Raw genomic sequence first — 26,024 nt, 5'->3', positions numbered from 1 at the left:
GGAGAACCATCATGACCGACACCCGCCCCGCACCGCTGACCGGCCTCAAAGTTGTTGAGATCTCCGCGTTCGTTGCAGCCCCACTGGGGTCGATGACCTTGGCTCAGCTCGGCGCCGACGTCATCCGCATTGACCCGATCGGTGGGAATATCGATGCGAATCGGTGGCCGATCAGCGATGACGGGACGAGCATCTACTGGGCGTCCCTGAACAAGGGGAAGCGCTCGGTCACGCTCGACCTCAAGTCCGAGGAAGGGCAGAAGATCGCTACCCAGCTGATTGCCGAGGCGGGGACGCTCATTACGAATCTGCCGGCGCGGGGGTGGTTGAGTTATGAGAATCTCAAGCAGCATCGCGAGGACCTTTTAATGCTCCGCCTGGGCGGGTGGCACGACGGTTCCCCGGCAGTCGATTACACGGTCAACGCGGCCAGCGGATTCCCGATCATCACCGGTGACGACGAGCGCCCGGTCAACAATGCGGTGCCGGCATGGGACGTGGCCGCGGGGCTCTATATTTCCAACGGGATCATGGCTGCCGAGCTGGATCGTCGTTCCTCGGGCAAGGGCCAGGAGATCACCTTGGCGCTCTCGGACGTCATGCTCGCCACCGTCGGCAACCTCGGTTATATTGCCGAGGTGCAGTCGACGGGATCGACGCGTGGAGCCCTGGGCAATGGGCTTTACGGTGCCTACGGGCAGTCGTTCGAATGCGCGGACGGCCGTCAGGTGATGGTCGTCGTCATTTCGAACAAGCACTGGCGGGGCCTGGGCAAAGCGACAGGTCTGTCCGAGAAGCTCGAGATGATCGGACCACTGCTCGACGTCGACCTGAACACCGAGGACGGCCGGTTCGAGGCTCGAGAGGCCATTGATGCGGTGGTGCGTCCCTGGTTCGCCAAGCACAGTTCCGAGGATGCGACGAGGTTGCTCGCAGAGGCAGGGGTACTCGTCGGCGGGTTCCAGACGTTCGAGGAACTCGTAAACTCAGACCCGCGGTGTTCGACGGAGAACCCGATGCTCACCGAGATTGACCAGCCAGGCGTCGGCCGTGTACTCGCCCCGCGTGTGCCGTTGCAGTTCGGCGGAACGCCGGTGCTAGATGCTGTGCCCGCGCCGCAGCTGGGAAAGGACACGGACCAGGTGCTGCGGGAGACCGTACGGAAGGGCTAGGTGGTCGAAGTCCACTCTCCGTCCAAGCGTTCGAAACCTCTGAAGGGTCCAGCTCCTAGGCGGGGATTACCTAGATTGCCTTAAACCAATTTGAGAGCCGTCTTGAGCAATTTGCCTCCAACTCACTGAGATCGAGCAGATGATCGGCGAAATGGGCTAGTAAACGTTCTTCGGTATAACTGTGGTTATTATGGCTTTATGGAGAGACTGACGTATCCATTCTTGGCATATTGTCCCAAGGATGGTCGCCTTTGGTGGGATCGCGAGTTTGGTGATGGCCCAAGAGGCGCAGATGGGAGTGCCCCGCGAATGGCATCGTGGCTGCGGTGGAATGTTGGCTTGAACGAACGATTTACGACCAAGGCCATGCGCGAAGCTCTGGGTGTGTCTGATGAACATTTTCAGAGACGGCAGCGCGAGCTCCGTGAGGACTTCAACTGGAAATACCTCTCTTCCAAGGAAGACCCTGCCCTCGGAGATGAATGCGTGCTACTTGCATACGGCTGGTGGCCTGGAGAAGGCAAAAGGCCCAAGCAACAGAGAGTGTCAACTAAAGTCCGCCGACAAGTGTTTGAGCGAGATGGCGGACGGTGCGTGATCTGTGGATTAGGTTCCAACGAGAAATACGAGGACGGCGGCACTGTCGTACTCACTGCTGGTCATATTCGTGCGAACTTACACGGTGGGTCCAACGAGCTAAGCAACCTTCAAACCGAATGTCGCCGCTGCAACGAAAGCGCGCGCGCCGATACCGGAGGTGTCGCAGACCCGATTGCAGTACTTGAACGGGTGAAGAGCCTGCCGAAGGCCGAACGGCTAGAAATGCTTGATTGGTTAAGTTCTGGGCAGAGGTCTCGTACGCGGCTGGATATTGCATATGACTCGGTGCGACTAGGTGGACCTATAGTTCGTGAGGTGGTCCTCGACTACCTCGAGGAAGTTGCGCGATACTGATTGGTGGACAGGGTTAGGTCGGCTAAATGGAAACTCCTGTACGAGACCGAAGACTGCTCAAGATCGCTGCTTATCTCCGTACGCCAATTGACTGAGACGAGACTCTTGCCGAAAGTTGCTGAGCTTGCTGGGCGCGGCTGACTCTCGGGCCGCCGATCGCTCGGTGGCGCTTACCCGCGTCGGGGTGCGCAATGCTATGTCATGGTGTCGAGATAGCATGGTTTCAAACGGTCGGTTTCTGAAAAGTACAGGAGAAAAGATGGGCATGCTGAGTTCAATTGAGCTTTGCGCCGGAGCTGGTGGACAGGCACTTGGGCTTGAGCGATCGGGCTTCCATCATGTCGCGGCCATTGAAAATGACCCGTGGGCTTGCGCAACTCTCCGTGCGAATCGTGACAACGATCTGGTACCAGTCGAGACAAGATGGGATGTGCGTGAACAAGACGTACTTAAAGTAGATGGAACGGAGTTTTCCGGGGTCGACCTGGTGGCCGGTGGCGTACCGTGCCCTCCATTTTCAATAGCAGGCAAGCAGCTGGGTGAAGGCGACGAAAGGGACTTGTTTCCGAAGGCGCTCGATATCGTCGCGGATGCAAAGCCACAAGCAGTAATGCTTGAAAATGTACGAGGGCTCTCTCAGCCCCGTTTTGAAACATACAGGCGCCGCGTCATTTCCCGGCTAGAAGACGAGCTTGGATATAAGGTGCACTGGGACCTCGTTAAGTCATCTGACTACGGGGTCCCCCAGCTTAGGCCGCGTTTTATCTTGGTGGCATTGCGTCCAGAAGTCGATGCTTTTTTCGATTGGCCCGTTGGCGACTCTGCGGCTCCAAGTGTTGGAGAAGCCCTTCGGGACTTGATGGCAGATCGCGGGTGGCCGGGAGCGGAAATCTGGGCTCAACAAGCTAATTCCATTGCTCCGACGCTGGTGGGCGGATCGAAGAAGCACGGAGGGCCTGACGTAGGTCCAAGTCGAGCAAGGCTCGCGTGGAAGGCTCTCGGTGTAAAGGGTTCGTCGATAGCAGAAGAATCGCCAGGACCTGAATTTCCATTAGATGAGATGCCCAGATTGACTGTGAAGATGGGGGGTGTTCTGCAAGGATTCCCGCCCGAGTGGCGATTCCAAGGAGGAAAAACTGCGGCATGGCGCCAAGTTGGTAATGCATTTCCGCCGCCGGTGGCTGAAGCCTTTGGCAGGGCAATTGCTGAAGCAATTCTTCAGCATCGTGCCGGGGCTAAAGGTTATGGAGAGCCAGCATGATCCTAAACCTTGGGAAGCTTTGGCGCAGCGACCAGAGCGGGTTCATTGAAGTCTGCTATTCGCCACCATGAACCGGAAATCTCGACGCCATTATTGGGGGCGCACGGCACAACCCGAAGGCTCACAAGTTCTCCGGGCCCCGGAACAACGGCTCCTAGATCACTGGCGATATTCTGCTGTACCGTGTAGTCACCGCTTAGAATGAGGTAGCCGTCCGGACGGAGCGCTCCACGAGCGCCCCCGTTGTCACGGACTCTCTTCATGTAGTCATTTTGCTGTGCCACAGTGGCGATAATATTGCGTGAGATCCGTATGTTTGTGACTCTGCATAGTAGTTCGTTGACACGCGCTTGCCCGCTTGGTCTGCTCATAATTTCGTCCGCGACAGCAGGAGGCAGACGCAGGAGAGCATTAGGTTGCATTGCCGCATCTTTATGCAGCCAAACTATTCGGGATCGACCTAGGGCATTAAGCTCCGTTTTTCGGTCTTGGTTCTTGCTGTTGCGCCGATTCTCTTTTGTGACGCGTATCAATCCTACGCTCCAAGTCGATAGCTCGTCGTTGGCCTTCGTGACTAAAGCAAGCTTGTCGAAGATCTCAGTAGGGAGCATCCAGGCCGCGGTGTGCGAAAATTTGCAGTCGACTTCGTGGCCCGCAATTTTAAAGTCCAGGATTTCCCCGTCGTCGATATTAAATTCTCGCTGAATGTTTATCTCGATGAGTGTGCCGAAGTGAGTTTTTTCGGTCTTGTGCAATTGATCGACTCGGTACCGACCGGTCCTTTGCCCGTCATACAGTTGGTCGTAGGTCCGTCGGAATACTTTGGCCAAGCGTGTACCGTCTGGATCCCACCTGCGAAGTTCTCCATATACTTCGGCCAGGGGAGGGTCGTCGTGATCTAGGGCGGAGATGTCAAAAAGGGGCACGCTTTGAGCATACGGCAATGAAAGCGAACCTGACCCCTTGTGTTGCTCAGGTTGGATGCGAATTCAGAGAAACGCGACTCCAGCAGCTAGCACGACTCGCGAGCTGGGGGAGCACGAGCTTGGCCGTCCAATCAATCGACTCCAGTGAACACATTACGATCGCAGATCAACTCCACTATGTGTGTTGAGTTATTGTAGGTTCAACTCTGGTTTACCTGTTTGAGGTTCTATGAAACTCGTAACCATGACAGCGGCGGACGTATGGCATTACGAGGTATTCAGTCCGTCGTCGGCATCGCTTTTACCTGGAGAGTCATTGACACGTTTTCGTTGGACCGAGGAAGAAATGATCTTGGCGGCAGATCTTGCAGATGAGAGGGGTTGGAAGGGCCCTAATTCTGCGACTCCTGAGGTTATAGAACTTTCGCGGTTACTCAGGCGAGCGAGCTTTCACCCTCTATCTGAAAGAACAGAGAGCTTCAGATCTCCGAGTAGCGTCAGTCTCAAAGTGAACAATTTAATTGGCTCGCACCCCAATGCTCCGGCGAACCCGCTACGAACCTCACGGAGTGAGACTGTAGTTGTTCGCGCCTTCATCGAGGATCGTGGACTGATGAAGGAGCGGGCTTCAGAAATACGTCGCTCAATCGCGGAATCTAGAAGCTAGCTGGAGTCTAGGGCCTGGAAATCTGGAGCGACCTTAATGGCGGGAGAGATCTGAGTCGTGGCATCCTTCGGAATCTTAATGATCTTCGAATCTAATGGCCTCCCACGCAAAGGTCGCGATCCAGTGAGACGAAACGTACTCGTCTGAGACGGCGGCTTCGAGACCAGGTGCCATCAGCGAATCGACTCGAGTAAGCATGCCCTTGGCCTGAGCCATGAGCCCATCTTGGCCTCTCTTTTCCGCAATCGCCTTTTCCGCAATCGCCTCCAACTTCGGGGCCAATCGCATTACCGATGCAGCGACCGAGAGTCCCAATCCGTAGAGGTGGCTCTGCTGACCGTCGGTCGGGTCGAGGACTTTCACGGGAGTGAGCGCTGGTGACTCGGGGGACAGTTCCGAGAGGAACTCGGGCAGCCACGTCGCCAGTTCGTCCCCGGTGAGCACCTCGGCCATGAGATCAGCCTCGCACAATCCCGGGGAGAGGAAGTCGTGACCGCTGCGCTCCTGAACAAAGTTCCACGCGACATCCTCGGAGAAGAATCGACGCGCCGCGCAGGCAATGACGTCGACGACATCATGCCGGTCCGCAGCACGAGCGCCGATCAGAATCCGACGAAGCCCGAAAGCCGTGTTCGAGTGCACCCCATGCCGAACCGGCGCGGCCACCTTCGGCAGCCACGTCGACGCAAGATCGAAGACCGTATCCGCGAGCACTTGAGAGTTCGCGCCGAGCTTACGCAGCTCATCGACTTTGCTGGCATTGAGCACCCGATTGAGCTCGACCGCCCACGCCCAGCCATACGGCCGCTCCCACGAGGGATTCGCACGGAGGAAAGCCGCCTCGGCGAACATATTCTCTTCACTCAAATGCGAGGACAGAACTTCGACCGCACGTTCGCGCCAACCGGCACCCTGCGCCACTTCAGTCTCCAGCAGCGATGCCAGCAGGTAGTGCATGTGCACGCTCGAATGCCAGTCATAGGAATTCGCGAACGCCGGATGCGTCTCCACCGCAGGCACGATGTCGGCCAGACTCCGCGCCAGATGATGGGCCGCGTACGGATATTCACGGGTGATATTACTCAGGGCCACCTCGGCGAAGGGGTGGACGTAATTGTCAATCTGCGGCATAGATCCTCATCGGTTCGGGGTCTCCACATTACTCGCAATTGAGTCCCGCCAAGCCTGGGGAACTGGTCATCTGAAAATCAGACAGAGAGCATCCACAACGACTATTGGAACTGTCGAAGCGCGCTCATTAGGCTCGAACTGCCTCTTCAGCGCAGATGGTAAGCCGATGATTCGCCTTGCCGATCTGCACAGAATCCCATGCTCGACAGAGCACTCAACATGCCGAGGAAGTCATGTCCAATTCGCAGATCGCCGACTCAGCAGAACCGACAGATTCTGCCGCGATGAGCCCCGCATCCAGACCCGAGCGCAAGCAGCCGATCGGCCTATTCACGCTGTCCTCCATCGAGATGTGGGAACGCTTCAGCTTCTACGGCCTTCAGGTCATCCTCGCTTACTACATCTACTACACAGCGGGCGACGGAGGATTGGGGCTTTCGGAAGGTGAAGCCCTCGCCATCACCGGGGCCTACGGCGGTGCCGTCTACCTGGGACAGCCCATCGGCGCATGGTTCGCCGACCGTCTCGTCCCTGCACGGACCATGGTCATGGCCGGCGGAGTCATCATCATGGCCGGTCATATCACTTTGGCGACCGTACCGGGTCTGGCAGGGCTCATCATCGGACTCGCCCTGATCACAATCGGGACTGGGGCCCTGACTCCCAACGTGTATACGATGGTCGGCCGCCTCTACAAGGAACACTCGCCACGGCGAGACTCAGGCTACGCAATCTTCTACACCGGCATTCTCGTCGGGGCGCTCGTCGGCCCTCTGGCTACAGGTTTCCTGCAGACCGAGTTCGGCTTCCACTACGGATTCGGCGCCGCTGCCGTCGGCATGCTCGTCGGCCTCACCACTTACTTCCTCGGCCGCAATACCGTGCCGCAAGAAGCACGCGTGGCTCCCAACCCGATCGCTTCGTCTGGGAAGTGGAAGGCTGCCGGAGTTGGTATCTCACTCTTGGCTCTCGTCGCTGTCCTGGTGGGTACGGGGGCGCTGACCACCGGCAACCTCAACAACTACGTTCTGGCGACGATCTGCATCGTTAGCATCATGTATTTCCTCGTTATGCTGCGCTCGAAGAAAGTGACCCCCGAGGAACATAAGCGAGTCAAAGCCTTCATCCCACTCTTCATCACAGGAACCATATTCTGGACGATGATCCTTCAGCTCTTCACCACTTTCGCTGTCTACGCTGATACCCGAGTCACGCTGACGATCGGCAGCTACTCCATGCCAGCCGCCTATATCAGCACCTTCGAGGTCATCGCTGGGATCATCGCCGGTCCGCTCATTGCTGCCTACGGACAGAAGGTCGCAGGTCGTCCGAACCGCGCTGTGCCGAGCACCTGCTCGAAACTCGGCCTCGGCTTCCTCATGATGACGCTGACCTTCGCCCTCTTCGCCGTCTATCCGATGATTTTCGACGGCAGAATTCCGCTCATTCCTGTCATCATCGGCATGATCGTCATGGGCGTCACCGAGGTGATGTACGCCCCGATCGGATTATCGGCAGCATCTCAGCTCTCTCCTCAGGCGTTCAATGCCCAGATGATGGCATTGTGGGGACTGACGACTGCCGCAGGCGCCAGTCTCTCAGGATTCATGGGCCAACTCTACGGAGGCATGAGTGAAGTCCCGTTCTTCTCACTCATGGCCGTAATAAGCCTCGCTACTGGCCTCGTCCTCTACAGTGTGCGACGCCCGTTGCACGCGCTCGGGCTGAAGTGAATCGCTGTATGTCACGAGTACCACCCAGCGCACAGACTTACTTGACCTCACCAATCGAAAGCGAAGACGAAGGAGCGGCTGTGCCGAGTGCCGATCGCATCTACAGAGGCGGGACCATCCACACGGTTGATTCCTCAAATCCGACCACCGACGCCGTAGCGATTGCCGATGGGCAGATCATCGCCCTCGGCGCCGCGGACTGCGACAGCGTGGCTGGCTCCGACACCGAGGTGGTCGGTCTGTCGGGTCGGACGCTGATACCTGCCTTCCATGACGCGCATGTTCACCCGGTGCTCGGCGGCATCAACCTCGTCCACTGCAACCTCGATGATATCCACGGATATCGGGCTTACCTCGAACGCATCGCCGAGTACGTGCGCAACCATCCAGAGGACGAATGGGTCATCGGCGCCGGTTGGTACGGTGACGTCTTCGAAGGAGGATTTCCCCACCGGCACGACCTCGATTCCGTGATCTCAGACCGGCCGGCGGTCTTCGACAGCCACGATGCTCATGGCTGCTGGGTGAACACGCGGGCACTCGAAGCTGCCGGTATTGACCGTGAAACTCCGGATCCCGACGGCGGTCGGATCGTCAGGGATGAATCCGGGGAACCCACTGGTCTGCTCTTTGAGACCGCTGCAGAGCTCGTCAAGAACCTGTTGCCGGCGACCACCTCGAGCGACGTGGAGCAGGCGCTGGCCAGTGCCCAGGAGTACTTCCACTCTCTGGGGATCGTCGGATGGCAGGACGCAGGCGTCGGAGTGCTCACCGGATCGCCGGTCGACACTTACCCTCCCTATTTATCAATGGCAGAAGGAGGCGCGTTCAACAGCAAAGTCACCGTCGCGCTCTGGTGGGATCGGGACGTGCCCTACGCCGAGCAGATCGAGACGCTCAAGGAGCGTCGAGACGTGATCCGACGGGTCGAGAGCGACCGAGGCTTTGGCGGTGTACAGGTCACCGTCGTGAAGATCATGCTCGACGGAGTGTGTGAGAACCTCACTGGAGCCCTCAAGCGCTCCTATCGTGGCCATGATCATGAACACGGGCTGCTCATGTTCACGGCCGACGAGCTCAACGAGATCACTCGGGGAGTCGAGCGGCATGGCTTCGACATCCACATCCATGCTGTGGGCGATCAGGCTCTCAAGCTCGCGGTGGACGCGCTGACTCAGGAAGATGGTCCTGCCCCCGGTCGCCGCCATCAGATCGCGCATCTGGATATCGCGGATCCCGAGGATCTCGCCAGAATGGCGTCCAGCGAACTGATCGCCAATGTCCAGCCGCTTTGGGCCCGTCGAGATTCTGTCCTCGTTGAGACCAAACTCCCGCTTCTTCACGATGACCAGCAGGCCCACCACTTCACATTCGCAACGATGAGAGACGCCGGCGTCCGGCTTGCGTTCGGGAGTGACTGGCCGGTTTCGAGTCCCGATCCGATCTGGGGAATCCACGTCGCGGTGAACAGAACGGCTCCGCCGGCCGACCCGCATGGTCAGGACGAGGTCGCTCAGAACGAACCGCTGCTGCCGGGCGAGGAGATCACAGTCGAAGAAGCGCTTCGTGCTTATACCTTCGAAGCCGCTCGTGCCAACAGCTATGAGGACGTCTCCGGGAGTATTGAAGTCGGAAAATCCGCGGACTTCGTCATTCTTGACTCCGATCCCTTTGACGTTGAGCAACGTCAGCTGGGCGACATCAGAGTCGAGACAACGATCTCGGCAGGAGAAGTGGTGTATCAGCGCGGGTGGGCTCGTTCAGCGACCAAGTGAGTTCAGCACGGTCTCAGATCGGCGACGGTGACCGCCGACAGGACTCCATCAATCGGCGACGGAAGGTCAGCGCATCCTGATCGTATCCTGTCCGTCTCCGGCAACCTCGTGCACAGGGTGCCGTCGGAATCGATCGAGCAACCAGGTCTCCACCGAGCCGAGACGCCGCCCGCGGTGCCAGATCAGATCGACCGAAACCAACCAATCGGTGAATGGATAGGCATCGAGGCGGAGCTCGACGAGTTCGCCGGAAATGATCTCCGGAAGGACGAGCTGCCGAGGCAGTGTCGCCCATCCGAGGCCTGACCGAGCGAGTGCAGTGAGCGCCTCGTAGGAATCAGTGTGCCATGTCTGCGTCGACTGCAGGTACTCGCTCGTCGGCAGTGCACTCGAATGCGAGATGTATGCGAGGTGTCGATAACCGCGGAGCTCATCGAAGCTGGGAGAGGGGACTTTCGCAAGCGGATGATCTCGGTGCGCGACATGGGTCATCAGGAGCTTGCCCATCTGGTGGAAGCCGAGTGCATCGGGGTATTCAGGGAGCAGGAACGCGATCCCGAGCTCTGCCTCATCGGCGAGGACGAGACGGCTCGCATCGCCACGATCAGGATTTCTGATGATCAGATCGGTGTGCGGAAACCTTTCCGCGAACTCCTCGAGCACTGGCATGATCTGGTCGGGCGGGATACCCACTGCAAGGGTGATGCTCGCGGCCTGTTCATCGGCAAGCGCGTCTCCGTGTCTTTCGAACGTGATGGCGCGATCGTAGAGCGCGCGAGCTTCGAGCAGCAGCGCTTGGCCGTCTTCCGTGAGCGTAGGTACTCGCGTGCTTCGGTGGAACAGCTCGACGGCGAGTGAGATCTCGAGATAAGCGATAGCTGAACTGATCGTTGACTGAGTGCGGCCGAGGGCCCGCGCCGCTGCAGAGAAGGAACCGTGCTCGACAGTGAGCACGAAGGCTTCCACTTGTTCCAGACTGAGTCGCATGACGCCAATCTATCGAATGGATCGATGGAAACTCATTTCTTCTATCGGCGCCGGGACAATACTGTCGCACTTGTTCCCTCACTGAGCAATGAAAGCAGGTGCACCATGAAACTCGCGGTCAACGATGCTCGCGTCGCTGTGGTCGACCCGGTAGATGAGATCCTGCCTGTACGGTCGATGCTGACGCTGGGTCTCCAGCACGTTCTTGTCATTTACGCCGGCGTAGTGGCAGTTCCTCTGATCCTCGGCGGAGCCCTGGGGCTGGAACAACCGCAGATCGTCATCCTCATCAACTGCAACCTCATCATCGGCGGCCTGGCGACTCTGCTGCAGACTCTCGGAATCTGGAGGTTCGGTGCACGGCTGCCGCTGATTCAGGGAGCGTCGTTCATCGCCCTGGCACCCATGATGCAGATCGGCACCGAATACAGCATTCAGCATGTCTTCGGCTCAGTCATGTTCGCAGGCCTCCTGGCTATCGGTCTGGCGCCTCTGTTCTCCCGCCTGCTCCGCTTCTTCCCCCGGGTCGTCATCGGATGCCTTATCACCACGGTCGGAATCTCGCTCATGCCTGCAGCAGCCGGATGGCTCGGTGGCGGTGAAGGCAGCGACTCGTTCGGTGCTCCCAAGCATCTGCTCATCGGTTTGCTCACCGTGCTGGTCACCGTGGTCGTCTATGTGTGTTTCAAGGGCCTCATGAGCAGCCTGTCGGTCCTCATCGGCATGTCGGTCGGCACCGTTGCGGCTATGTTCATGGGACTGAGCGACTTCAGCGGAATCTCCGACGCCGCATGGGTTGGCATTGCCGTGCCGATGAGTTTCGGCATCCCCCAGTTCGACCTCGTGCCGATTCTCATCATGACCCTGGCGATGATCGTCATTATGGCAGAGACCACGGGAAACACCTTGGCGATCGGACGGATGGTCGACACACCAATTACCACCCGCCGCCTCGGAAACGCCTTCCGCGGTGAGGGCCTTGCCACGATGCTCAGTGCGATCTTCAACGGTTTTCCCCTCAACGCCTTCAGCCAGAACACCGGCCTCATCGCTATGACAAAGGTACGGAGCCGTTACGTCGTCGCAGTCGCGGGCATCATCATGGTGGTCATGGGGCTGATCCCGAAGGCCGGTGCGATCGTTGCCGCCATCCCTCCCGCTGTCCTCGGCGGAGGCGCAATCGTCATGTTCGGAATGACCACCGCCGCGGGAATCCAAGAACTGGCACGAGTGAAGTACGAAGGCACACACAATTCCCTCATCGTGGCGATCTCGCTGAGTGTTGGCGTGCTGCCGATGGCGATGCCTTCTCTATTGGACTCCGTGGAAGGCCCACTCTCGCTGATCCTGGAGAGCGGCATCTTCCTCTGCGCCATCGTCGCTGTGCTGCTCAATGCGCTCATCAACAGAACAACCCCCAATGAGAACAATGAAGAAATGGATAGAGATATGACACAGACACAGTCGGCAGCCACCGTCAGTGAAATGGACCTCGACCAGCTCCGAAACGTCATCGCACTGGCTGAAGACTCGAAGAATCGTGGCCGGCACCCCTTCGCCTCCACCGTCGTTGCAGCCGACGGGGAGGTGCTGGCATCCGCAGGAAACAACTCGATGCCGCCCGAAGGCGACCCGACTCAGCACGCTGAACTGCGAGCCGCAGCCGAGGCGGCACGACAGTGCACCCCCGAGCAGCTGGCTTCGGCAACTTTGTACACCAGTGCCGAACCTTGTGTGATGTGCACCGGCGCTGTGTATTGGACGGGCATCGGCCGGATCGTCTACGCGCTCTCGGAGCATCGTCTGCTCGAGCTGACCGGTGATGACCCTGAGAATCCGACCTTCGACCTGCCCTGTCGCGAGGTGCTCTCCCGCGGGCAGCGGGATATCGAAGTGCTGGGGCCGCTGCTGGAGGACGAAGCTGCAGCCGCTCACGCTGGATTCTGGTCCCGCAGAACAAACTGAGTTTCAAGCGCAAGGGGAGGCGGTACGGGCGGCCCTCCCCTTCCGGCCGCCCCAGCAACACAGTCGATCCCCGGATTGACAGGCAAACCCTGCCACCGCAACAGCGACTAGGCTGAATGGGTACAGCGAACCGGACAATGGAAACAGGTAGGTGATGACGCGAACTCCCGAAGTATTCGGCCCGACGGTCGATGATCACACTTGGTGCGTCCACTACGCCACCGAGCTCGACATCATCGCCATCCGCTTCGCCTGCTGCGACCGCTACTATCCCTGCCACTTGTGCCATTCGGAGACGGCGGTTCACCCCGCACAGCAGTGGCCGCGCGAGAAATTCGACCAGCCCGCCATTCTGTGTGGGAACTGCTGGACCGAGCTGACGATCACGGTCTACAAAGCAACCGACGAGTGCCCGGAATGCGCCGCACCCTTCAATCCACGCTGCGCGGCGCATTCGGATCTCTACTTCGCCGGTCAGTGAACACTTCGCTCAGTGAAGGAACTGCATCACCACGATCATCGCGGCCATCCCCCAACAGTCGAGAGAAACTAGTGGGCGCCTTCGGACGATGTCATGGAAAGCGCAGATCACCAAGAGCACGGCAAGGACGACAACGGCCACCGTGAGAAACGTGCTGATGAGCGACATATCCCCGGCATGATGTCCATGCCCGCCGGCATGCGCGGATGTGCTCATATGCGCCCCATGGTTGAGGACCTGCCACGCCATGACTGGGTAGGTGATGGCGGAGAGGACCGCAGCCGTCGGCCCTGGGTGAGATCCCTGAGAACTATGTCCGTCGAGTGCAATCAGCAACCGAATCCTACCCTCGTCCCTGGACGCCGGCGCGCCGTCCGGGCCACTCGCGACGAGAGCGGGGACCGCCTCGGCGAGGGAACCTTGGACGACGATCGGAGGAACACTGCCAAGCAGATCCCGGCGAGGAGCAGCGCCCCCGACCAAACGACTGCCGGGACGAGGGCGGTGTAGGCCAAATCGATCATGGCAAGAACCATCACGACCGCGGCGACGATGGCCGGTCGTCCTTTCGACGCAACGGCGCCGGTGAGGCACAAGGCCCCCGATGCGACCATGAGGAACGATGCCACGCTGCTCATCGTGGATTCCCCTCAGTCGCACTCGCAGGAGTGCCCGGTCTCGGTGCCGCAATGACCCGATTTCGGGCGCGGTACGTCGAGGGCGGGATTCCTGTCGAAGAAGCCATAGGGCTTCATTGTGAACCCGAGCTTTTCGACGGGCATGATCGGCCAGTCCTCGGGACGGGGGAAGTGCGTCATCGCAAACGACGCCCACACGACGATGTCGTCACCATCGACCGGTCGCTGCTGCTCGACCCACTGCGTAATGGTCCCGGCACCCGGGTTCTGATTCGGATACGTCCCTGAGGGGAACCGCTCATCCGCGTCGAAGTGGGTCAGCCACATGTGCTTCGACCCGAAGCCGGCGCGCTTCGAGATCGACGAGCCCTCGGCCGCCATCATCGTCGGCTCATCGGGCACCCGCAGTTCATAGCCGACGGGGAAACCGTGCCGGTTGGTCTTGTCCGGATTGACGATGTGCCAAACCCGCCCGGCCTCACCATCGGAAGTCCGTCCGCCCTCGGCAGTGAGCCGGGTGAGTTTGCGTGTGAACGCGTTGCCGTAGGGATTGTTCTCGCCGAATGGCACACGCACCGCTTCCTGCTCGTCGACGGCGTTGGCGATGCCGTCGACCTGCATATCGAGCCGAGCACAGAACATGTGCTGGTGGAACGGCATGCCCAGTCCCTCATCGCCGAGCGGGGACGACCAGCGCTGACGCTGAGCCTCGTCACCGTACGCGGCGGTGTAGACGATGCCGGTCGCCTTGCACTCGAGCTCGATTGTGCCGTCGAGGTAGAGGTACCAGTAGAAGCCGTAGTCGTAGTTGCCGACGGTGATGAAGAAGGAGATGACGAGGCGGCGGTTGCGGCGCACATCGACGGCGCCGGTGAACTCATCGGTGTGCTTGAACAGGATCCCTGCATCCTCCTCGTGGATGCAGATGGCGTTCGTGATCGTGTGCGCATGCCCCTGATCATCGGCGAGCACCGCATCGGAGTAGTGGATCTTGCCGAGGCAGTCGCACCCGAGTTCGAGTGAGTTCGCGCTCTTGCCCATCGAGTACTCGCCGGCGTCGAAGTAGTTCTGCCAGAAGCGCACTGGACTGGGGTCGCCATAGGGGACGACCATTTCCGCCACCGAGGCGCGGTAGACGATGGGGCGGCGCTCGCCCTCGTCATCGAAGCTGATCTGATGCAGCACGAGGCCTTCGACCGGGTCGAAGCCGAGTCGCACCTGCCACTTCTCCCAATCGAGGACATCCCCGTTCAGGGTGAAGCTCGCGCCCTCGGGCTGGGTGATCTCGATCGGCTTCTGCGTCGTTCGCGGCTCGGGAAGCCAGGAATCGAGGTGGTAGTCGAAGCGTTCCTGGGGCACGGGGACGATATCGGTGTCGACGACCTCGACGACCTCACCGGTGTTGAGGTCGAGGTAGGCGACTAGCCCCTCGAGCGGATGCGCCCATGCATTGTCCTGCGGGTCCGACTGGATGAAGGACGAACCGCGGACGAGGCGGCGCCCGGCCTCTCCGGGAATGTCGAAGCATCCGGCTGAGAGCGCGCAGATGCGCACGGTCTCGATGTCGGTGATGCCGCGCGCTGCGACGGCGGCACGCCATGTGGCATCGTTGCGGATCATCTGCTCGGCCTCTTCGTACTCGGTCATGGTGATCGGAGCCTGACCCTCGGCCGCGACATCGAGCACGCGGGCGAAGAGGACCTTGCGCTCGGTCAGCGAGACGAGGAGCTCCGTCTGCTCTCCGGTGTCGCGATCGATGATGAGCGAGCGCACGCGGCGGTCGAGGTCGGTGGCACCTGCGATGACCTCGCGCTTATCCGGTTCGACGAGGCTGACGAGCGCGAACAGCGTCTGTTCGCTCACGTGGCCGGCATCGACGATGATGGCCCGGTTGAGCTCGATCTCCTCACCAGTCAGGCGGTCGAGGGGATGTGCAGTCGAAGTGCCGACGGCGGTCGTTGTCGGTGCAGTCATGAGTCTTCACATGCCTTTCTGTGTATCGAGTTTGCTGTCGAGAGCGGGGTCGAGGTCGTCGAGCAGATCCTGAGGATCGGCGGGTGTGGGGCGGAAGACGCGGACCCGGTGTCCGCGGACGTATCCGATGAGAGCCAGCGCGGCGAGGGCGCCGAGGGTGCCGAGAGTGAGCGCCGTGAACGGTCCCTGATCGACGCCCCATTCGTCGAGGAAGTTGTACTCCTGCCCGAAGAGCCGGTCGAGCGTGCCGGGGAAGATCGCAACCCAGGAGCCGAGCAGGATCCAGAGGAAGGCGATGCCGCCGAGGATGCTGAACCCGACATTTCCGACAGGCACCCGGAAGGGGCGTTCGATGTCGGGATGCTTCCACCGCAACTTGATGGCCGCGGGGATGATGAGCAAGTAGCTGAGCAGGAAGGTCGAGATGGAGATCGAGAGGACGACTCCGAACAGTGCGCCGGCATCACCGCTGAGCTGCATGGCCGCGATGAGGAACACCGTGGCGACGGTGCCCGAGAGCAGGTTGACGTTGACCGGTGTGCCCAGGGCGCGCGAGATCTTGCCGAAGAAGCCTCCGAAGAATGCTCCGTCGGCCGCAGTCAGTGCCTGCATTCGATCGCTCATGATCATCCAGGCCGCGCCTTGAGAGGCGAGGATGATGACGAACATCAGTGCTGCGAGCACGACCATGACCTCGGCAGCGGGCCCATAGACAGTGAATACCGTCTGCACCGCGTCGAGGAGCCCGCCGATGCCGGTGATCGTCTCGGTCGGCAACACGAGCAGCATGGCGAGTACGGGCAGGAGATAGCAGAGCGCGGAGATGAAACCGGAACGTGCGATCGCGGCGGGGATGTCCTTCTTCGGGTTCTTCATCTCGTCCGACGCGCTGTTCGAAGCCTCGAACCCGAGGTAAGAGAAGAGCAGGAGCGGCACAAGCCCGAGGAAACCGCCGAGGCTGGGGCTGAAATCCGAGAGGTGGAGAGGCTGAACCCCGTGCTGGGCGGCGTAGATGATCGTGGTGAAGAGGAAGAACGCGATGAAGATGACCTTGAGCACGCCGCCGAGCGTGGGCAGCCACTTCGCCTTCGCCAACGACAGAATTGCCGCGATCACCGTGATCCAGATGAAGACGATCTTGAAGATCCAGTCGCCGATCGACCCGGCCTCGAGCGGACTGATGAACTGGTTCCAGGTGCCGGTGGCGAGGAACGCCATCGAACCGCCGACCCATACCGGCTGGGTGACCCAGCTCAGTATCGAGGCGATCGCACCGAACGGCCGGCCGAAGGCCTGGCGGACCCAGATATAGGCTCCGCCCTCACCGACGAAGGTGCTGCCGGTCTCGGCGAAGACGAGCGCGTAGGGCACGAGGAAGAAGATCGCGAGGACGAGTGTCCAGGTGAAGGTCTCCGCGCCGAATCCCGCAGTCTCGGCGAGGACCTCAATGCTCAATACCGCCGACATGACGATGAGCACGATGTCGAATCGGCCGAGCGTCTTCTTCAGATGCTGCTTCTGTTCGTCCGCGTATGCGGTCGTGCGTTCGAGGGAAGACACCATCCACCTCCTTGTGAGTGGGCGTCCGATAGAGTTCTTTGAGTTACACCGTAAAGAATTGCACGGGCGGCCGTCGATTGACAGAGGTGCGGCTATACCGATCTGCGTTTGCCTGCATCACTTCAGGAGATAATGGGGTCATGGCACGACCGAAGAATCAGGCGGGACGCCGTGCACAGCTGGTGCAGGCGGCGAAGCAGGCGATCGCGCAGCGCGGGCTCAACGGGCTGCGCACCATCGACGTTGCCGCGCACTCAGAGCTGGGTGCCGGTTCGGTGGCGTACTACTATCCCGACCTCGGAAACCTCGTGCGTGAGGTGCACGAGGACGCAGTGTCACGGTTCTACTGGAATCGGCGCGAGCAGGGGATCGCAGGTGAGACTCCGGAGGCCAAGCTGGCCAGGATCATCCGCAGCGGCATCCCGCGCTCCCGCGACGACGTCGACTTCCAAGTGCTCAATGAGCTGCATACCCATGCGTACAGAGATAGTTTCCATGCCGGTCTCATGGCCGAGCTCTACCGGCTAGAGGTCTCGCTCTATGCCGCGGTCCTCAACGAGGGCGTCGATTCCGGAGCCTTCACGATGACACTGCCTGTGGGGACGGTGGCGAGCAACCTCGTGGCCCTCGAAGACGCCTACGGGCTTCACTTCATGGGCGGAACCCCGCTCGACGCCGAAGACATCTTTCGGCTCATCGCCGCCAACGCCGAGGTGCTGACCGGGTGCAGGCTGGTGGAGACGACAATGACGCGGTGAACCGGCACTACCCCGCGTTGGGGTAGCTGCCGGTTCACCGCGCCGAGAATGAGCTTCAGTGCCGGTGTGCCGTGCAGCAGCGAGGATGTTTCACCCCCACTGCAGCCAGGTCGTCTTGAAGTCCGAGTAGTTCTCCAGGGCGTGGACGGACAGGTCGCGACCGAAGCCGGACTGCTTGAACCCGCCGAAGGGTGTGGTGAAACCCAGTGCGTCGACGGTGTTGACCGAGACAGTGCCGGCCACCAGGAGAGCGGACACACGATGCGCCCGGGACATACTGCCCGTCCACAGCGCCGCGGCCAGGCCGTACGGCGTCTCGTTCGCCTTGGCGATCGCCTCCTCCTCGGTGTCGAAAGGGGTGACGAGGGCGACCGGTCCGAAGATCTCGTGGCTGTGCAGACGGTGATCGGCCGGCAGGTCGGTGACGATCGTCGGCTCGACGAAGGTGCGGCGACCGTTGATCGCCGGACGGTTGCCGCCCTGGACGATGGTGCCTTCCGCGCGGGCCTGTTCGATGCATTCCCAGACTTCGTCGGCGTGCTTCTCGGACACGAGGCAGCCGATCGCGCTCTCGGGATCGAGCGGATCTCCGGGCTGGAAGTCCTCCGCCGCGTCCTCGAGCAGATGGACGAACTCCTCGTACACGGGTCGTTCGACGAAGATCCGCGAGGTGGCTGAGCAGACCTCTCCCTGGTTGTAGAAGATGCCGAACGCCGCCTTCCGAGCCGCGGCAGCGAGGTCATCGGTGTCGGCGAAGATGACGTTCGCGCTCTTGCCTCCGGCCTCGAGTGCCAAACGCTTCATATTGGACTCCCCGGCGTAGACCTGAAGCTGCTTGGCGACCTCGGTGGACCCGGTGAAGCCGAGCATGTCCACATCCATGTGCCGGCCCAGTGCCGTACCGACGACAGACCCGCGACCGGGAACGACGTTGAGGATGCCCGCAGGCAGCCCCGCCTCGGCGGCGATCTCGGCCAGCAGCAGGACCGAATGCGAGGCCTCGACCGGCGGTTTGACGACCAGCGCATTGCCGGCCGCCAGCGCGGGCGCGATCTTCCACGTCGCGATCTCCAGCGGATAGTTCCACGGCACGATGACCCCGATGACGCCCAGCGGTTCGCGAGTGACGAGCGCTGTCGACCCGGCCGGAGTCACCGGGATCTCGTCGCTGAGCTTCTCGATCGCCTCTCCGTAGAAGCGGAACAGAGCTGCGGCCCCCGGAGCATCGATCGTCGAGGACTCACCGATCGGCTTGCCCATGTCGAGCGTGTCGAGGAGGGCGAATTCGTCCGACCGCGCTTCGATGAGCTCGGCCAGGCGCAGCAGCACCTCACGCCGATGCGTCGCCGAGGCGCGCGACCACTCGCCGGCATCGAACGCGGCGCGGGCGCTCGCCACCGCTGCATCGACATCGGATCCGTCACCGAGGTGGAGCTGCGAGATCACCTCACCGGTGGCCGGGTTCGTCTTCGCATAGGTCTGCCCCGAGCGTGCATCGACCCGGCGTCCGTCGATGACGGGGCGCCCGTCGATGGTCAGGGCCGCCGCTGCGGCCCGCCACTCGGCCAGGGTCGCCGGTCGGGTCGTGGTGTCGGTCAGAGTCGCGGTCATGGAAGGTCTCCTTCGAATGTGGGGCGGAAAGCGAGCGGGCGGTGACAGTGATCAGCGGTCGCTGGAGGATTCGACGGGCGAGGGGCTGGGGCCTTCGGCCTGCGCGGCCGCCTCGGCGACTGGGGTTGCCGATGATTCCTCGAGGTCGTCGGAGCGCAGCAGGTCGATGCCGCGGGTCTCGGGCAGGGAAGCGACGGTGACGATGCCGATGACGCCGACGACGGCGAGGAACCAGCCGGGGCTCAGCGTGCTGCCGGTGGAATCGATGAGCCAGGTGAGGATGTACGGCGCAGTGCCTGCGAAGAGTGCGGCTGTCAGGGCATAGGCGATGGACAGTCCCGTCTGCCTCGTCCGGGTCGGGAAGAGCTCGACGACGGTGGCGGCGTGCGTGCCGAGGATGATCGCGAGGATGAACGCCAGGCCGAAGGTCGAGACGAAAGACGCCCACGGGTAGTCGGCGCCCATGAGGAGGAACAACGGAACCGAGAGTACCGTGAGTGCGATCGCCGCGGTCATGAGCACAGGCTTGCGTCCGAACCTGTCCGAGGCGAGGCCAGCCAGCGGGACGATGACGAGTCCGAGCGCCGAGGCCAGGGTCGACAGCAGCGCTGCCCGTCCCGGTTCGATGCCCACGGCGGTCTCCTGATAGGTGAGCAGGTAGACGAGGACGACGTAGAACGTGACGTTCATGAACGTCTCCATCCCGCAGGTCTGGAGGAACTGTTTGGGATTGCGCCTGAACACCTCGCGCAGGGGCGCCTCGGCGACGGTCTCCATCTTCTGCAGGGCAGAGAACTCCGGGGTGTCCTCGATCTTCCGGCGGATGTAGAGGCCGATGAAGCCCAGGGGCACGGTGATGAGGAACGGGATCCTCCATCCCCAAGAGCCCACCTGGTCGGGCGTCAGCGCCTGGTTGAGGAGGAAGACGACGAAGGAGGCCAAGAGGAATCCGGCCAGGGAGCCTACCTCGAGCCAGCTGCAGCCGAAGCCTCGGCGCTTCGGCGGTGAGAACTCACCGAGGAAGGCCGCCGCGCTGCCGAATTCGCCGCCGGCGGCCAGGCCCTGGACGATGCGGGTGACGATGAGGAGGATCGGAGCGAGTACACCGATGGTTCCGTAGGTCGGGAGCACTCCGAGTGCGAGCGTCGACAGGGCCATGGCGAGGATGACCAGCGACAGGGTGTGCTTGCGTCCGAGTTTGTCGCCGAGGCGGCCGAAGATGACCGCGCCGATCGGCCGGACGAGGAAGGAGACGGCGAAGACCGCGAAGGTGGCGAGCAGTCCTGCTGTGCTGTCCTCCTCGGGGAAGAAGATCGCTGCGATCGTCGTGGCCATATAGGCATAGACGGCCCAGTCGAACCAGTGGACGAGGACGCCGATGGAGCCGGCGACCACGCTTTTGCGCAGACCTTTCTGATAGGCCAGCCCTTCGGCAGCTTGGGTGTCACCTGACATGTCCGAATCCTCCTTTGGAATCGTGGTTGCCAGCGCTGTGCTGGCGGTGTGGCCGTCGGTCAGCCGCGCTGGATGCTCACATCCGCGGCGGTCCAGGCCAACGCGGTGGCGCCGTCGATGAGTGTGCTCTCGGCCCTTTCGCCGACGCAGGATTCGGCGAACGCCGCCTGATGGTTGCTCGCCTCGCCGCCGACGCCGATGTAGGGGTGGATTGCGTCGACGATCTGGGAGACGTTGCCCATATCCGTCGACGCGCGGTTCATCGTCGCTGCGACGGGGTCGACGTCGAAGTTCCGGCCGAGTGCGAGAGCATTGGCCCGGTAGGCTTCGAGCGCGACCTCATCGGTGCGCATCTCCGAATAGCGGCGGCTTTCCGGGTTGATAGTCAGTTCGGCCCCGGTGGCCAGGGCCCCGGCCTCGAAGCAGTTGGTGACCTTCTGTTCGAGGGCGAGCAGCTCCTCCGTCGTCTCGGCACGCACGTACCAGCGGCCCTCGGTCTTCTCGGGAATCGCGTTGGGTGCCTCGCCGCCGTTCGTCATCACACCGTGCACTCTGGCTGTCTTCGGCAGCTGCTGGCGGAGCAGGCCGAGGGCCACCTGGGCGATGAGGAACGCGTCGTTGGCATTGATGCCGCGTTCCGGGTATGCGGCGGCATGGGCGGCTCGACCGGTGTATTCGACGTGCCAGTGGGTGACGGCGAAGGGCTCGGCCTCGGCGACGTCGACGGGAGCGGGGTGGGCCATGAGCGCGAAGTCGAGTTCGGTGAAGGCGCCGCGGTCGAGCAGTTCGATCTTGCCGCCTCCGCCTTCTTCGGCCGGTGTGCCGATGACCTCGACGGTGATGCCGAGTTCCCCAGCCGCCTCGGCGAGGCCGATCGCACCACCGACGCTCATCGCGGCGATGAGGTTGTGGCCGCAGGCGTGACCGAGGCCGGGCAGGGCGTCGTACTCGGCGAGGAAGCCGATGGTGAACTCGCCCGTCCCGAACGTGGCGCGAAACGCGGTTTCGAGTCCGAGGTAGGGGCGTTCGACGGTGAAGCCGTGCTCGGCCAGGACTCCGGCGACGGCGGCCGAGGAGCGGAACTCCTGCCAGCCGAGCTCCGGCTCGTCGTGGAGGGAGTTCGACAGTGCGATGAGCCGAGGGGCGATCTCGGCGATCCTGGCGGCGATTCGATCCTTGACTGCGGTTGCCGCGTTGGTCATCGATCGTCTCCAGGTACGCCGTAGGACGGTGAGGCCGCCGGGTTCAGGCCGCGGGTGATGTAGTCATCACGCTGAGGCATCCAGATCTCGAGGAGGCGGCCCAGCTGCCCAATGGGATCCTCATCGGCCCAGTCGACACGCAGATCGGTGACTCTCCAACCGGAGCCGTTGACCACGGACAAGCCCGCCGAGTGGACGGGACCGGCCTCCCCGCCGGCGGTCATGGCGGCCTCGAATGCTGCGAAGAGGCGCTCTTCGAGGCGTCCGGTGGCAGACAGTGCGGTCTCGACGAAGGCGTCGAGGACCTCGAGGTTTGCGAGCATATTGCCCCCGGCCACGGCATTGGTCTCGGTGCGGGCGCCGAAGATGCCGAGTGCCTGTGCGCCAGAATGTGCGGCGGTGCTGCCGGCGGAATCGATGACGAGCAGCTGCCGAAAGTCGATCGCGGTCGGATCGGCGGCGGCGACGACCGCGTCGAGTGCTGTCTGTGCATTCTTGCCGCTGCTCATCTCGGAGAGGATCGCCGGACCGAGGAGGGGGTCGGTGATGTTCTGGGAGTTCACCCCGCCGATGCCGTCGGCGAGATTGATGCAGCGAGCGGCGACAGCCGGTGAGGACGAGGAGATCGCGGAGCCGAACTCCCCGGTCTCGGGATCGTGGAGGAGAAGCGAGAAGGTCACTGGGCCACCTCGGTTCGTCCCGCCTCGGCGGTGTCGCTGATGACGGCGGTGGCGTCGATCTCGACGAGCCATTCGGGCCGTGCCAGGGCCTGGACGACGATGCCCGTCGAGACGGGGTAGACGCCCTTGAGCCACTTGCCCATGGTGCGGTAGACGTCTTCGCGGTAGCGGGGGTCGATGATGTAGACGGTGACCTTGACGATGTCGGCGAGGCTGCTGCCGGCCTCCTCGAGGAGCATAGCGATGTTCGCCATCGCCTTCTCCGCTTGCGCCGTGACATCGCCGATGCCCACTGACTCCCGAGTCTCGAGGTCCTGACCGATCTGTCCACGCAGGTAGACGACACCGCCGGCGACGACGGCCTGGCAGAGATCGTTGTCGAGATTCTGCTCCGGATAGGTGTCCTTGGTGTTGAACTTTCTCAGTCGTGTGTGCGTCGGCTCTGCCATGGCGGTGTCTCCTCGTCGAGTGAAGCGGTCGTTGTCTGCACCCATTCTCGAGATATTCCATTCATCTGTGAAATAGTTATAATTTAGTCAGAGCATCTACAAAACAGATTCTTCATCGCTGGGAGCCGCAATGGTGCAGAGATTCGCGATCACGCTGACTCAGCTGTCGTACTTCGCCGAATGTGCGAAGACGCTCAATATGACCGAGGCCAGCCAGGAGCTGCACATCGCCCAGTCGGCGGTGTCGACGGCGATCAACCAGCTGGAGAAGGCCCTCGGTGCTCCGCTGTTCGTGCGTCAGCACTCGAAGGGCCTCGTGCTGACTTCGGCCGGTGAGAGCCTGCTGCACGAGACCCGGGAGATCTTCGGTCGGATCACCGACGCCGTCGACTCGATCCAGGCCGGACAGCGTGAGGTGCGTGGAACCATCGTCATCGCCTGCTTCCAGACGATCGCACCGTTTCTGCTGCCGCAGCTTCTCCAGAGATTGGGCGAGCGCCACCCGGAGCTGACCGTGGAGGTCGTCGAAGGAGACCACGAAGAGAGCATCGACGCTCTGCGCAGCGGTCGAGCCGAACTCGCGCTCAACTACGACCTCACCGAATCCGACGGCATTCGCGCCGAGATCGTCGGCGAGGCACGGCCGCACGTCATCGTCGGCACCGATCACCGTCTCGCCCGTCGGAAGAAGGTCTCGCTGTCCGAGCTCGCCGAGGATGACTTCGTCGTCCTCGACCTGCCCGACAGCCGCGAGTACTTCCTCAACATGCTCCGCCTGGCCGGCATCACCCCGCATGTGCGCTATCGCAGCTCGAGCTACGAGACCGTGCGCTCAATGGTCGCCATGGGCCTCGGCTTCTCCATCCTCAATCAGCGGCCGCGTATCCGGCAGACCTACACGGGGGAGCGGACGACGATCCTCGAGATCTCCGATCCCGTCCCCACACTGCATGTGGCCGTGTCCACCCTGGCTCGGTCCGGGCAGACGGCGAAGGCCGCTGCCGTGGCCGACGTCGTTCGCGAGATCCTCGCCGAGGTGGCCCCTGAGTCAGGCTGAGAGCGTTTCCGTTAGATACCTCTAAGTGATCGGCAAATGGGTGCTGCATCTATTCATAAGATGCAGTGGACCGTGAAGAACTATTGGCATTGCCGCTTCCACCTGCGGTTTGCTGGAGGGCGTCCGGGCAACATCGAAGTTGTGCCCGCCAGCAACGAAGCAGAGGCCGCCGCAGTGCGGCACCGACGGAAGGGTGTCCATGTCGAACACAGCCGCAGAATCCACCGAGGTCGTCGTCATCGGCGGCGGTCAGGCGGGAATCGCGATGAGCGAGCATCTCAGCGAGAGGGGAGTGGCCCATGTCGTCCTCGAGAAGGATCGGGTCGCCGAAGCCTGGCGCTCCCGCCGATGGGACTCCCTCGTCGCCAACGGGCCCGCCTGGCACGATCGCTTCCCCACACAGGAATTCGAAGAGACCGATCCTGATGGATTCGCTACGAAGGCAGAGGTTGCCGACTACTTTCAGAAACTTGTCGATCGCAAAGACCTGCCGGTGCGCACCGGTGTGACAGTCACCTCGGTCGATGAGAACAGCGGCAGCCGCGGCTACCGGGTGACCACCGACTCCGGTGCCATCGACGCCGACTACGTGGTGTCGGCAACCGGTCCGTTCCAGACCCCGCGCATTCCCGGACTCATTCCGGAAGACGCAGGATTCACCCAGATGCATTCGAGCTCGTACAAGAACCCTGACCAGCTCGAAGACGGCGGAGTCCTCGTGGTCGGAGCAGGGTCCTCGGGTGTGCAGATCGCCGCAGAGATTCAGAACTCGGGCAGGCCGGTTCATCTTGCTGTTGGTCCCCATGATCGTCCTCCCAGGTCCTACCGTGGCCGCGATTTCTGCTGGTGGCTGGGCGTCCTCGGACTGTGGGACCTCGTTACTCCGCCTGCCGGAGCGGAACATGTCACTATTGCGGTCAGTGGTGCCGGAGGCGGACATACCGTCGATTTCCGGGATCTGGCTGCTTCGGGAATCACGCTCCTCGGGCGCGCCAATGGGTACTCAGGTGGAAAGCTCGTTCTGGGGACGGATCTGCAGAAGAACATCACCAATGGTGACGAGAACTATCTCTCGCTGCTCAACGCGGCCGATGAATACATCGAACGCAATGGCCTCGACCTGCCGCCTGAACCGGAGGCTCATGTGCTCGGAGCCGACCCGGAATGCGTCGCGAATCCGATCCTCGAACTCGATCTAGCCGAGGCGGGCATTCGCACGGTGATCTGGGCGACCGGATTCGGTGTCGACTATTCGTGGCTCAATGTCGATGGGGTGCTGGACGAGTCCGGTTACCCGGTTCATGCACGCGGAGTCTCGCCCGTCCCCGGAGTGTATTTCCTCGGTCTGCCGTGGCTGTCGCGGCGTGGATCGAGCTTCATCTGGGGAGTTTGGCACGATGCCAAGTATGTTGCTGATCAGATCGATATCCAGCGGATGTACCGTGACTATTCGCCTGCTCGCACAGGTCTAGCTGCTGCCGCTGTCTGAATGAGCGACTTCTGCAGGGGGACGGGCGGACAGCTGTGCCGGAATCGTCAGTCTGCTGCACACCAGTCGTCTGATTCTTCCGAGCGAGTCCTCCGCCTG

21 protein-coding genes are annotated in these 26,024 nt (G+C 61.7%); 10 read left to right on the top strand and 11 right to left on the bottom strand.

Going from position 1 to position 26,024, the window contains the following annotated elements; translation table 11 throughout:
* Positions 1 to 11: 11 nt before the first annotated feature.
* The 3 genes from BLU88_RS01335 to BLU88_RS01330 all read left to right on the top strand — a co-directional run bounded on the left by BLU88_RS01335 (position 12) and on the right by BLU88_RS01330 (position 3,387).
* On the top strand, positions 12 to 1,172 hold the full coding sequence (locus tag BLU88_RS01335; protein ID WP_092009324.1) for a CoA transferase: 1,161 nt from the start codon (positions 12 to 14) through the stop codon (positions 1,170 to 1,172).
* Positions 1,173 to 1,511: 339 nt separating this feature from the next.
* Positions 1,512 to 2,126: an HNH endonuclease gene (locus BLU88_RS18055; protein ID WP_157688918.1), complete on the top strand. Its 615-nt coding sequence runs from the start codon at positions 1,512 to 1,514 to the stop codon at positions 2,124 to 2,126.
* Between the two features lie 259 nt (positions 2,127 to 2,385).
* Positions 2,386 to 3,387, top strand: coding sequence for a DNA cytosine methyltransferase (locus BLU88_RS01330; protein WP_092009322.1), 1,002 nt, complete (start codon positions 2,386 to 2,388; stop codon positions 3,385 to 3,387).
* Between the two features lie 2 nt (positions 3,388 to 3,389).
* On the opposite strand, the gene BLU88_RS01325 is transcribed toward BLU88_RS01330, so the two are convergent.
* Together BLU88_RS01325 and BLU88_RS01320 are read right to left on the bottom strand one after the other, a co-directional pair.
* Positions 3,390 to 4,313 carry a NaeI family type II restriction endonuclease gene (locus BLU88_RS01325; protein ID WP_197678165.1) on the bottom strand — a complete coding sequence of 308 codons (924 nt, stop codon included), beginning with the start codon at positions 4,311 to 4,313 and terminating at the stop codon, positions 3,390 to 3,392.
* Between the two features lie 742 nt (positions 4,314 to 5,055).
* The gene (locus BLU88_RS01320; RefSeq protein WP_092009320.1) at positions 5,056 to 6,111 is read right to left on the bottom strand and encodes a DUF2891 family protein; all 1,056 of its coding nucleotides are present in this window, start codon (positions 6,109 to 6,111) and stop codon (positions 5,056 to 5,058) included.
* 233 nt (positions 6,112 to 6,344) lie between these two features.
* On the opposite strand from BLU88_RS01320, the gene BLU88_RS01315 reads away from it, so the two are divergent.
* Positions 6,345 to 7,844 carry a peptide MFS transporter gene (locus BLU88_RS01315; RefSeq protein ID WP_092009318.1) on the top strand — a complete coding sequence of 500 codons (1,500 nt, stop codon included), beginning with the start codon at positions 6,345 to 6,347 and terminating at the stop codon, positions 7,842 to 7,844.
* A gap of 80 nt (positions 7,845 to 7,924) precedes the next feature.
* Positions 7,925 to 9,619 (top strand): amidohydrolase, encoded by a 1,695-nt coding sequence (locus tag BLU88_RS01310; protein ID WP_092009316.1) that lies wholly within the window; start codon positions 7,925 to 7,927, stop codon positions 9,617 to 9,619.
* Positions 9,620 to 9,685: 66 nt separating this feature from the next.
* Here the strand turns inward: BLU88_RS01310 and BLU88_RS01305 are convergent, their stop codons facing one another.
* Positions 9,686 to 10,606 carry a LysR family transcriptional regulator gene (locus BLU88_RS01305; RefSeq protein WP_092009314.1) on the bottom strand — a complete coding sequence of 307 codons (921 nt, stop codon included), beginning with the start codon at positions 10,604 to 10,606 and terminating at the stop codon, positions 9,686 to 9,688.
* A 24-nt stretch (positions 10,607 to 10,630) separates the two neighbouring features.
* On the opposite strand from BLU88_RS01305, the gene BLU88_RS01300 reads away from it, so the two are divergent.
* Together BLU88_RS01300 and BLU88_RS01295 are read left to right on the top strand one after the other, a co-directional pair.
* Positions 10,631 to 12,571, top strand: coding sequence for a solute carrier family 23 protein (locus BLU88_RS01300; protein WP_331712455.1), 1,941 nt, complete (start codon positions 10,631 to 10,633; stop codon positions 12,569 to 12,571).
* Positions 12,572 to 12,725: 154 nt separating this feature from the next.
* Complete coding sequence (locus BLU88_RS01295) at positions 12,726 to 13,052, top strand: CHY zinc finger protein (RefSeq protein WP_092009310.1); 327 nt, start codon at positions 12,726 to 12,728, stop codon at positions 13,050 to 13,052.
* 9 nt (positions 13,053 to 13,061) lie between these two features.
* On the opposite strand, the gene BLU88_RS18050 is transcribed toward BLU88_RS01295, so the two are convergent.
* From BLU88_RS18050 to BLU88_RS01280, 3 genes are all read right to left on the bottom strand, one after another.
* The gene (locus BLU88_RS18050) at positions 13,062 to 13,268 is read right to left on the bottom strand and encodes a hypothetical protein (protein WP_157688916.1); all 207 of its coding nucleotides are present in this window, start codon (positions 13,266 to 13,268) and stop codon (positions 13,062 to 13,064) included.
* A 434-nt stretch (positions 13,269 to 13,702) separates the two neighbouring features.
* Positions 13,703 to 15,664: a primary-amine oxidase gene (locus tag BLU88_RS01285; RefSeq protein ID WP_092009306.1), complete on the bottom strand. Its 1,962-nt coding sequence runs from the start codon at positions 15,662 to 15,664 to the stop codon at positions 13,703 to 13,705.
* A gap of 6 nt (positions 15,665 to 15,670) precedes the next feature.
* Entirely contained in the window at positions 15,671 to 17,227 is a 1,557-nt protein-coding gene (locus BLU88_RS01280; RefSeq protein WP_092009304.1) for an APC family permease, read from the bottom strand.
* Between the two features lie 137 nt (positions 17,228 to 17,364).
* Between BLU88_RS01280 and BLU88_RS01275 the strand changes: the two genes are divergently transcribed.
* The gene (locus BLU88_RS01275; protein WP_092009301.1) at positions 17,365 to 17,982 is read left to right on the top strand and encodes a TetR/AcrR family transcriptional regulator; all 618 of its coding nucleotides are present in this window, start codon (positions 17,365 to 17,367) and stop codon (positions 17,980 to 17,982) included.
* Between the two features lie 90 nt (positions 17,983 to 18,072).
* Here BLU88_RS01275 and BLU88_RS01270 read toward each other — a convergent pair whose 3' ends face one another.
* The 5 genes from BLU88_RS01270 to BLU88_RS01250 are packed head-to-tail and all read right to left on the bottom strand — an operon-like array spanning position 18,073 to position 23,379.
* Positions 18,073 to 19,593 (bottom strand): aldehyde dehydrogenase family protein, encoded by a 1,521-nt coding sequence (locus BLU88_RS01270; protein WP_092009299.1) that lies wholly within the window; start codon positions 19,591 to 19,593, stop codon positions 18,073 to 18,075.
* Between the two features lie 51 nt (positions 19,594 to 19,644).
* Positions 19,645 to 21,048: an MFS transporter gene (locus BLU88_RS01265; RefSeq protein WP_092009297.1), complete on the bottom strand. Its 1,404-nt coding sequence runs from the start codon at positions 21,046 to 21,048 to the stop codon at positions 19,645 to 19,647.
* A gap of 59 nt (positions 21,049 to 21,107) precedes the next feature.
* Positions 21,108 to 22,250, bottom strand: coding sequence for a M20 family metallopeptidase (locus BLU88_RS01260; RefSeq protein WP_092009295.1), 1,143 nt, complete (start codon positions 22,248 to 22,250; stop codon positions 21,108 to 21,110).
* Positions 22,247 to 22,930: a DUF1028 domain-containing protein gene (locus BLU88_RS01255; RefSeq protein ID WP_167356845.1), complete on the bottom strand. Its 684-nt coding sequence runs from the start codon at positions 22,928 to 22,930 to the stop codon at positions 22,247 to 22,249. Before BLU88_RS01255 ends, BLU88_RS01260 begins: the two co-directional genes overlap by 4 nt.
* On the bottom strand, positions 22,927 to 23,379 hold the full coding sequence (locus BLU88_RS01250; RefSeq protein ID WP_092017013.1) for a RidA family protein: 453 nt from the start codon (positions 23,377 to 23,379) through the stop codon (positions 22,927 to 22,929). The genes BLU88_RS01255 and BLU88_RS01250 overlap by 4 nt, the downstream gene beginning before the upstream one ends.
* 130 nt (positions 23,380 to 23,509) lie before the next feature.
* Here BLU88_RS01250 and BLU88_RS01245 point away from each other — a divergent pair, with 130 nt between their 5' ends.
* Together BLU88_RS01245 and BLU88_RS01240 are read left to right on the top strand one after the other, a co-directional pair.
* Positions 23,510 to 24,436 (top strand): LysR family transcriptional regulator, encoded by a 927-nt coding sequence (locus tag BLU88_RS01245; RefSeq protein ID WP_092009291.1) that lies wholly within the window; start codon positions 23,510 to 23,512, stop codon positions 24,434 to 24,436.
* A 199-nt stretch (positions 24,437 to 24,635) separates the two neighbouring features.
* Positions 24,636 to 25,925, top strand: a complete 1,290-nt coding sequence (locus BLU88_RS01240) for a flavin-containing monooxygenase (RefSeq protein ID WP_092009289.1) — start codon at positions 24,636 to 24,638, stop codon at positions 25,923 to 25,925.
* Positions 25,926 to 26,024: the final 99 nt, after the last annotated feature.

The sequence above is a fragment of the Brevibacterium siliguriense genome (assembly GCF_900105315.1).
GTDB lineage: Bacteria > Actinomycetota > Actinomycetes > Actinomycetales > Brevibacteriaceae > Brevibacterium > Brevibacterium siliguriense.
This window is presented reverse-complemented; position numbering and strand designations above follow the sequence as displayed.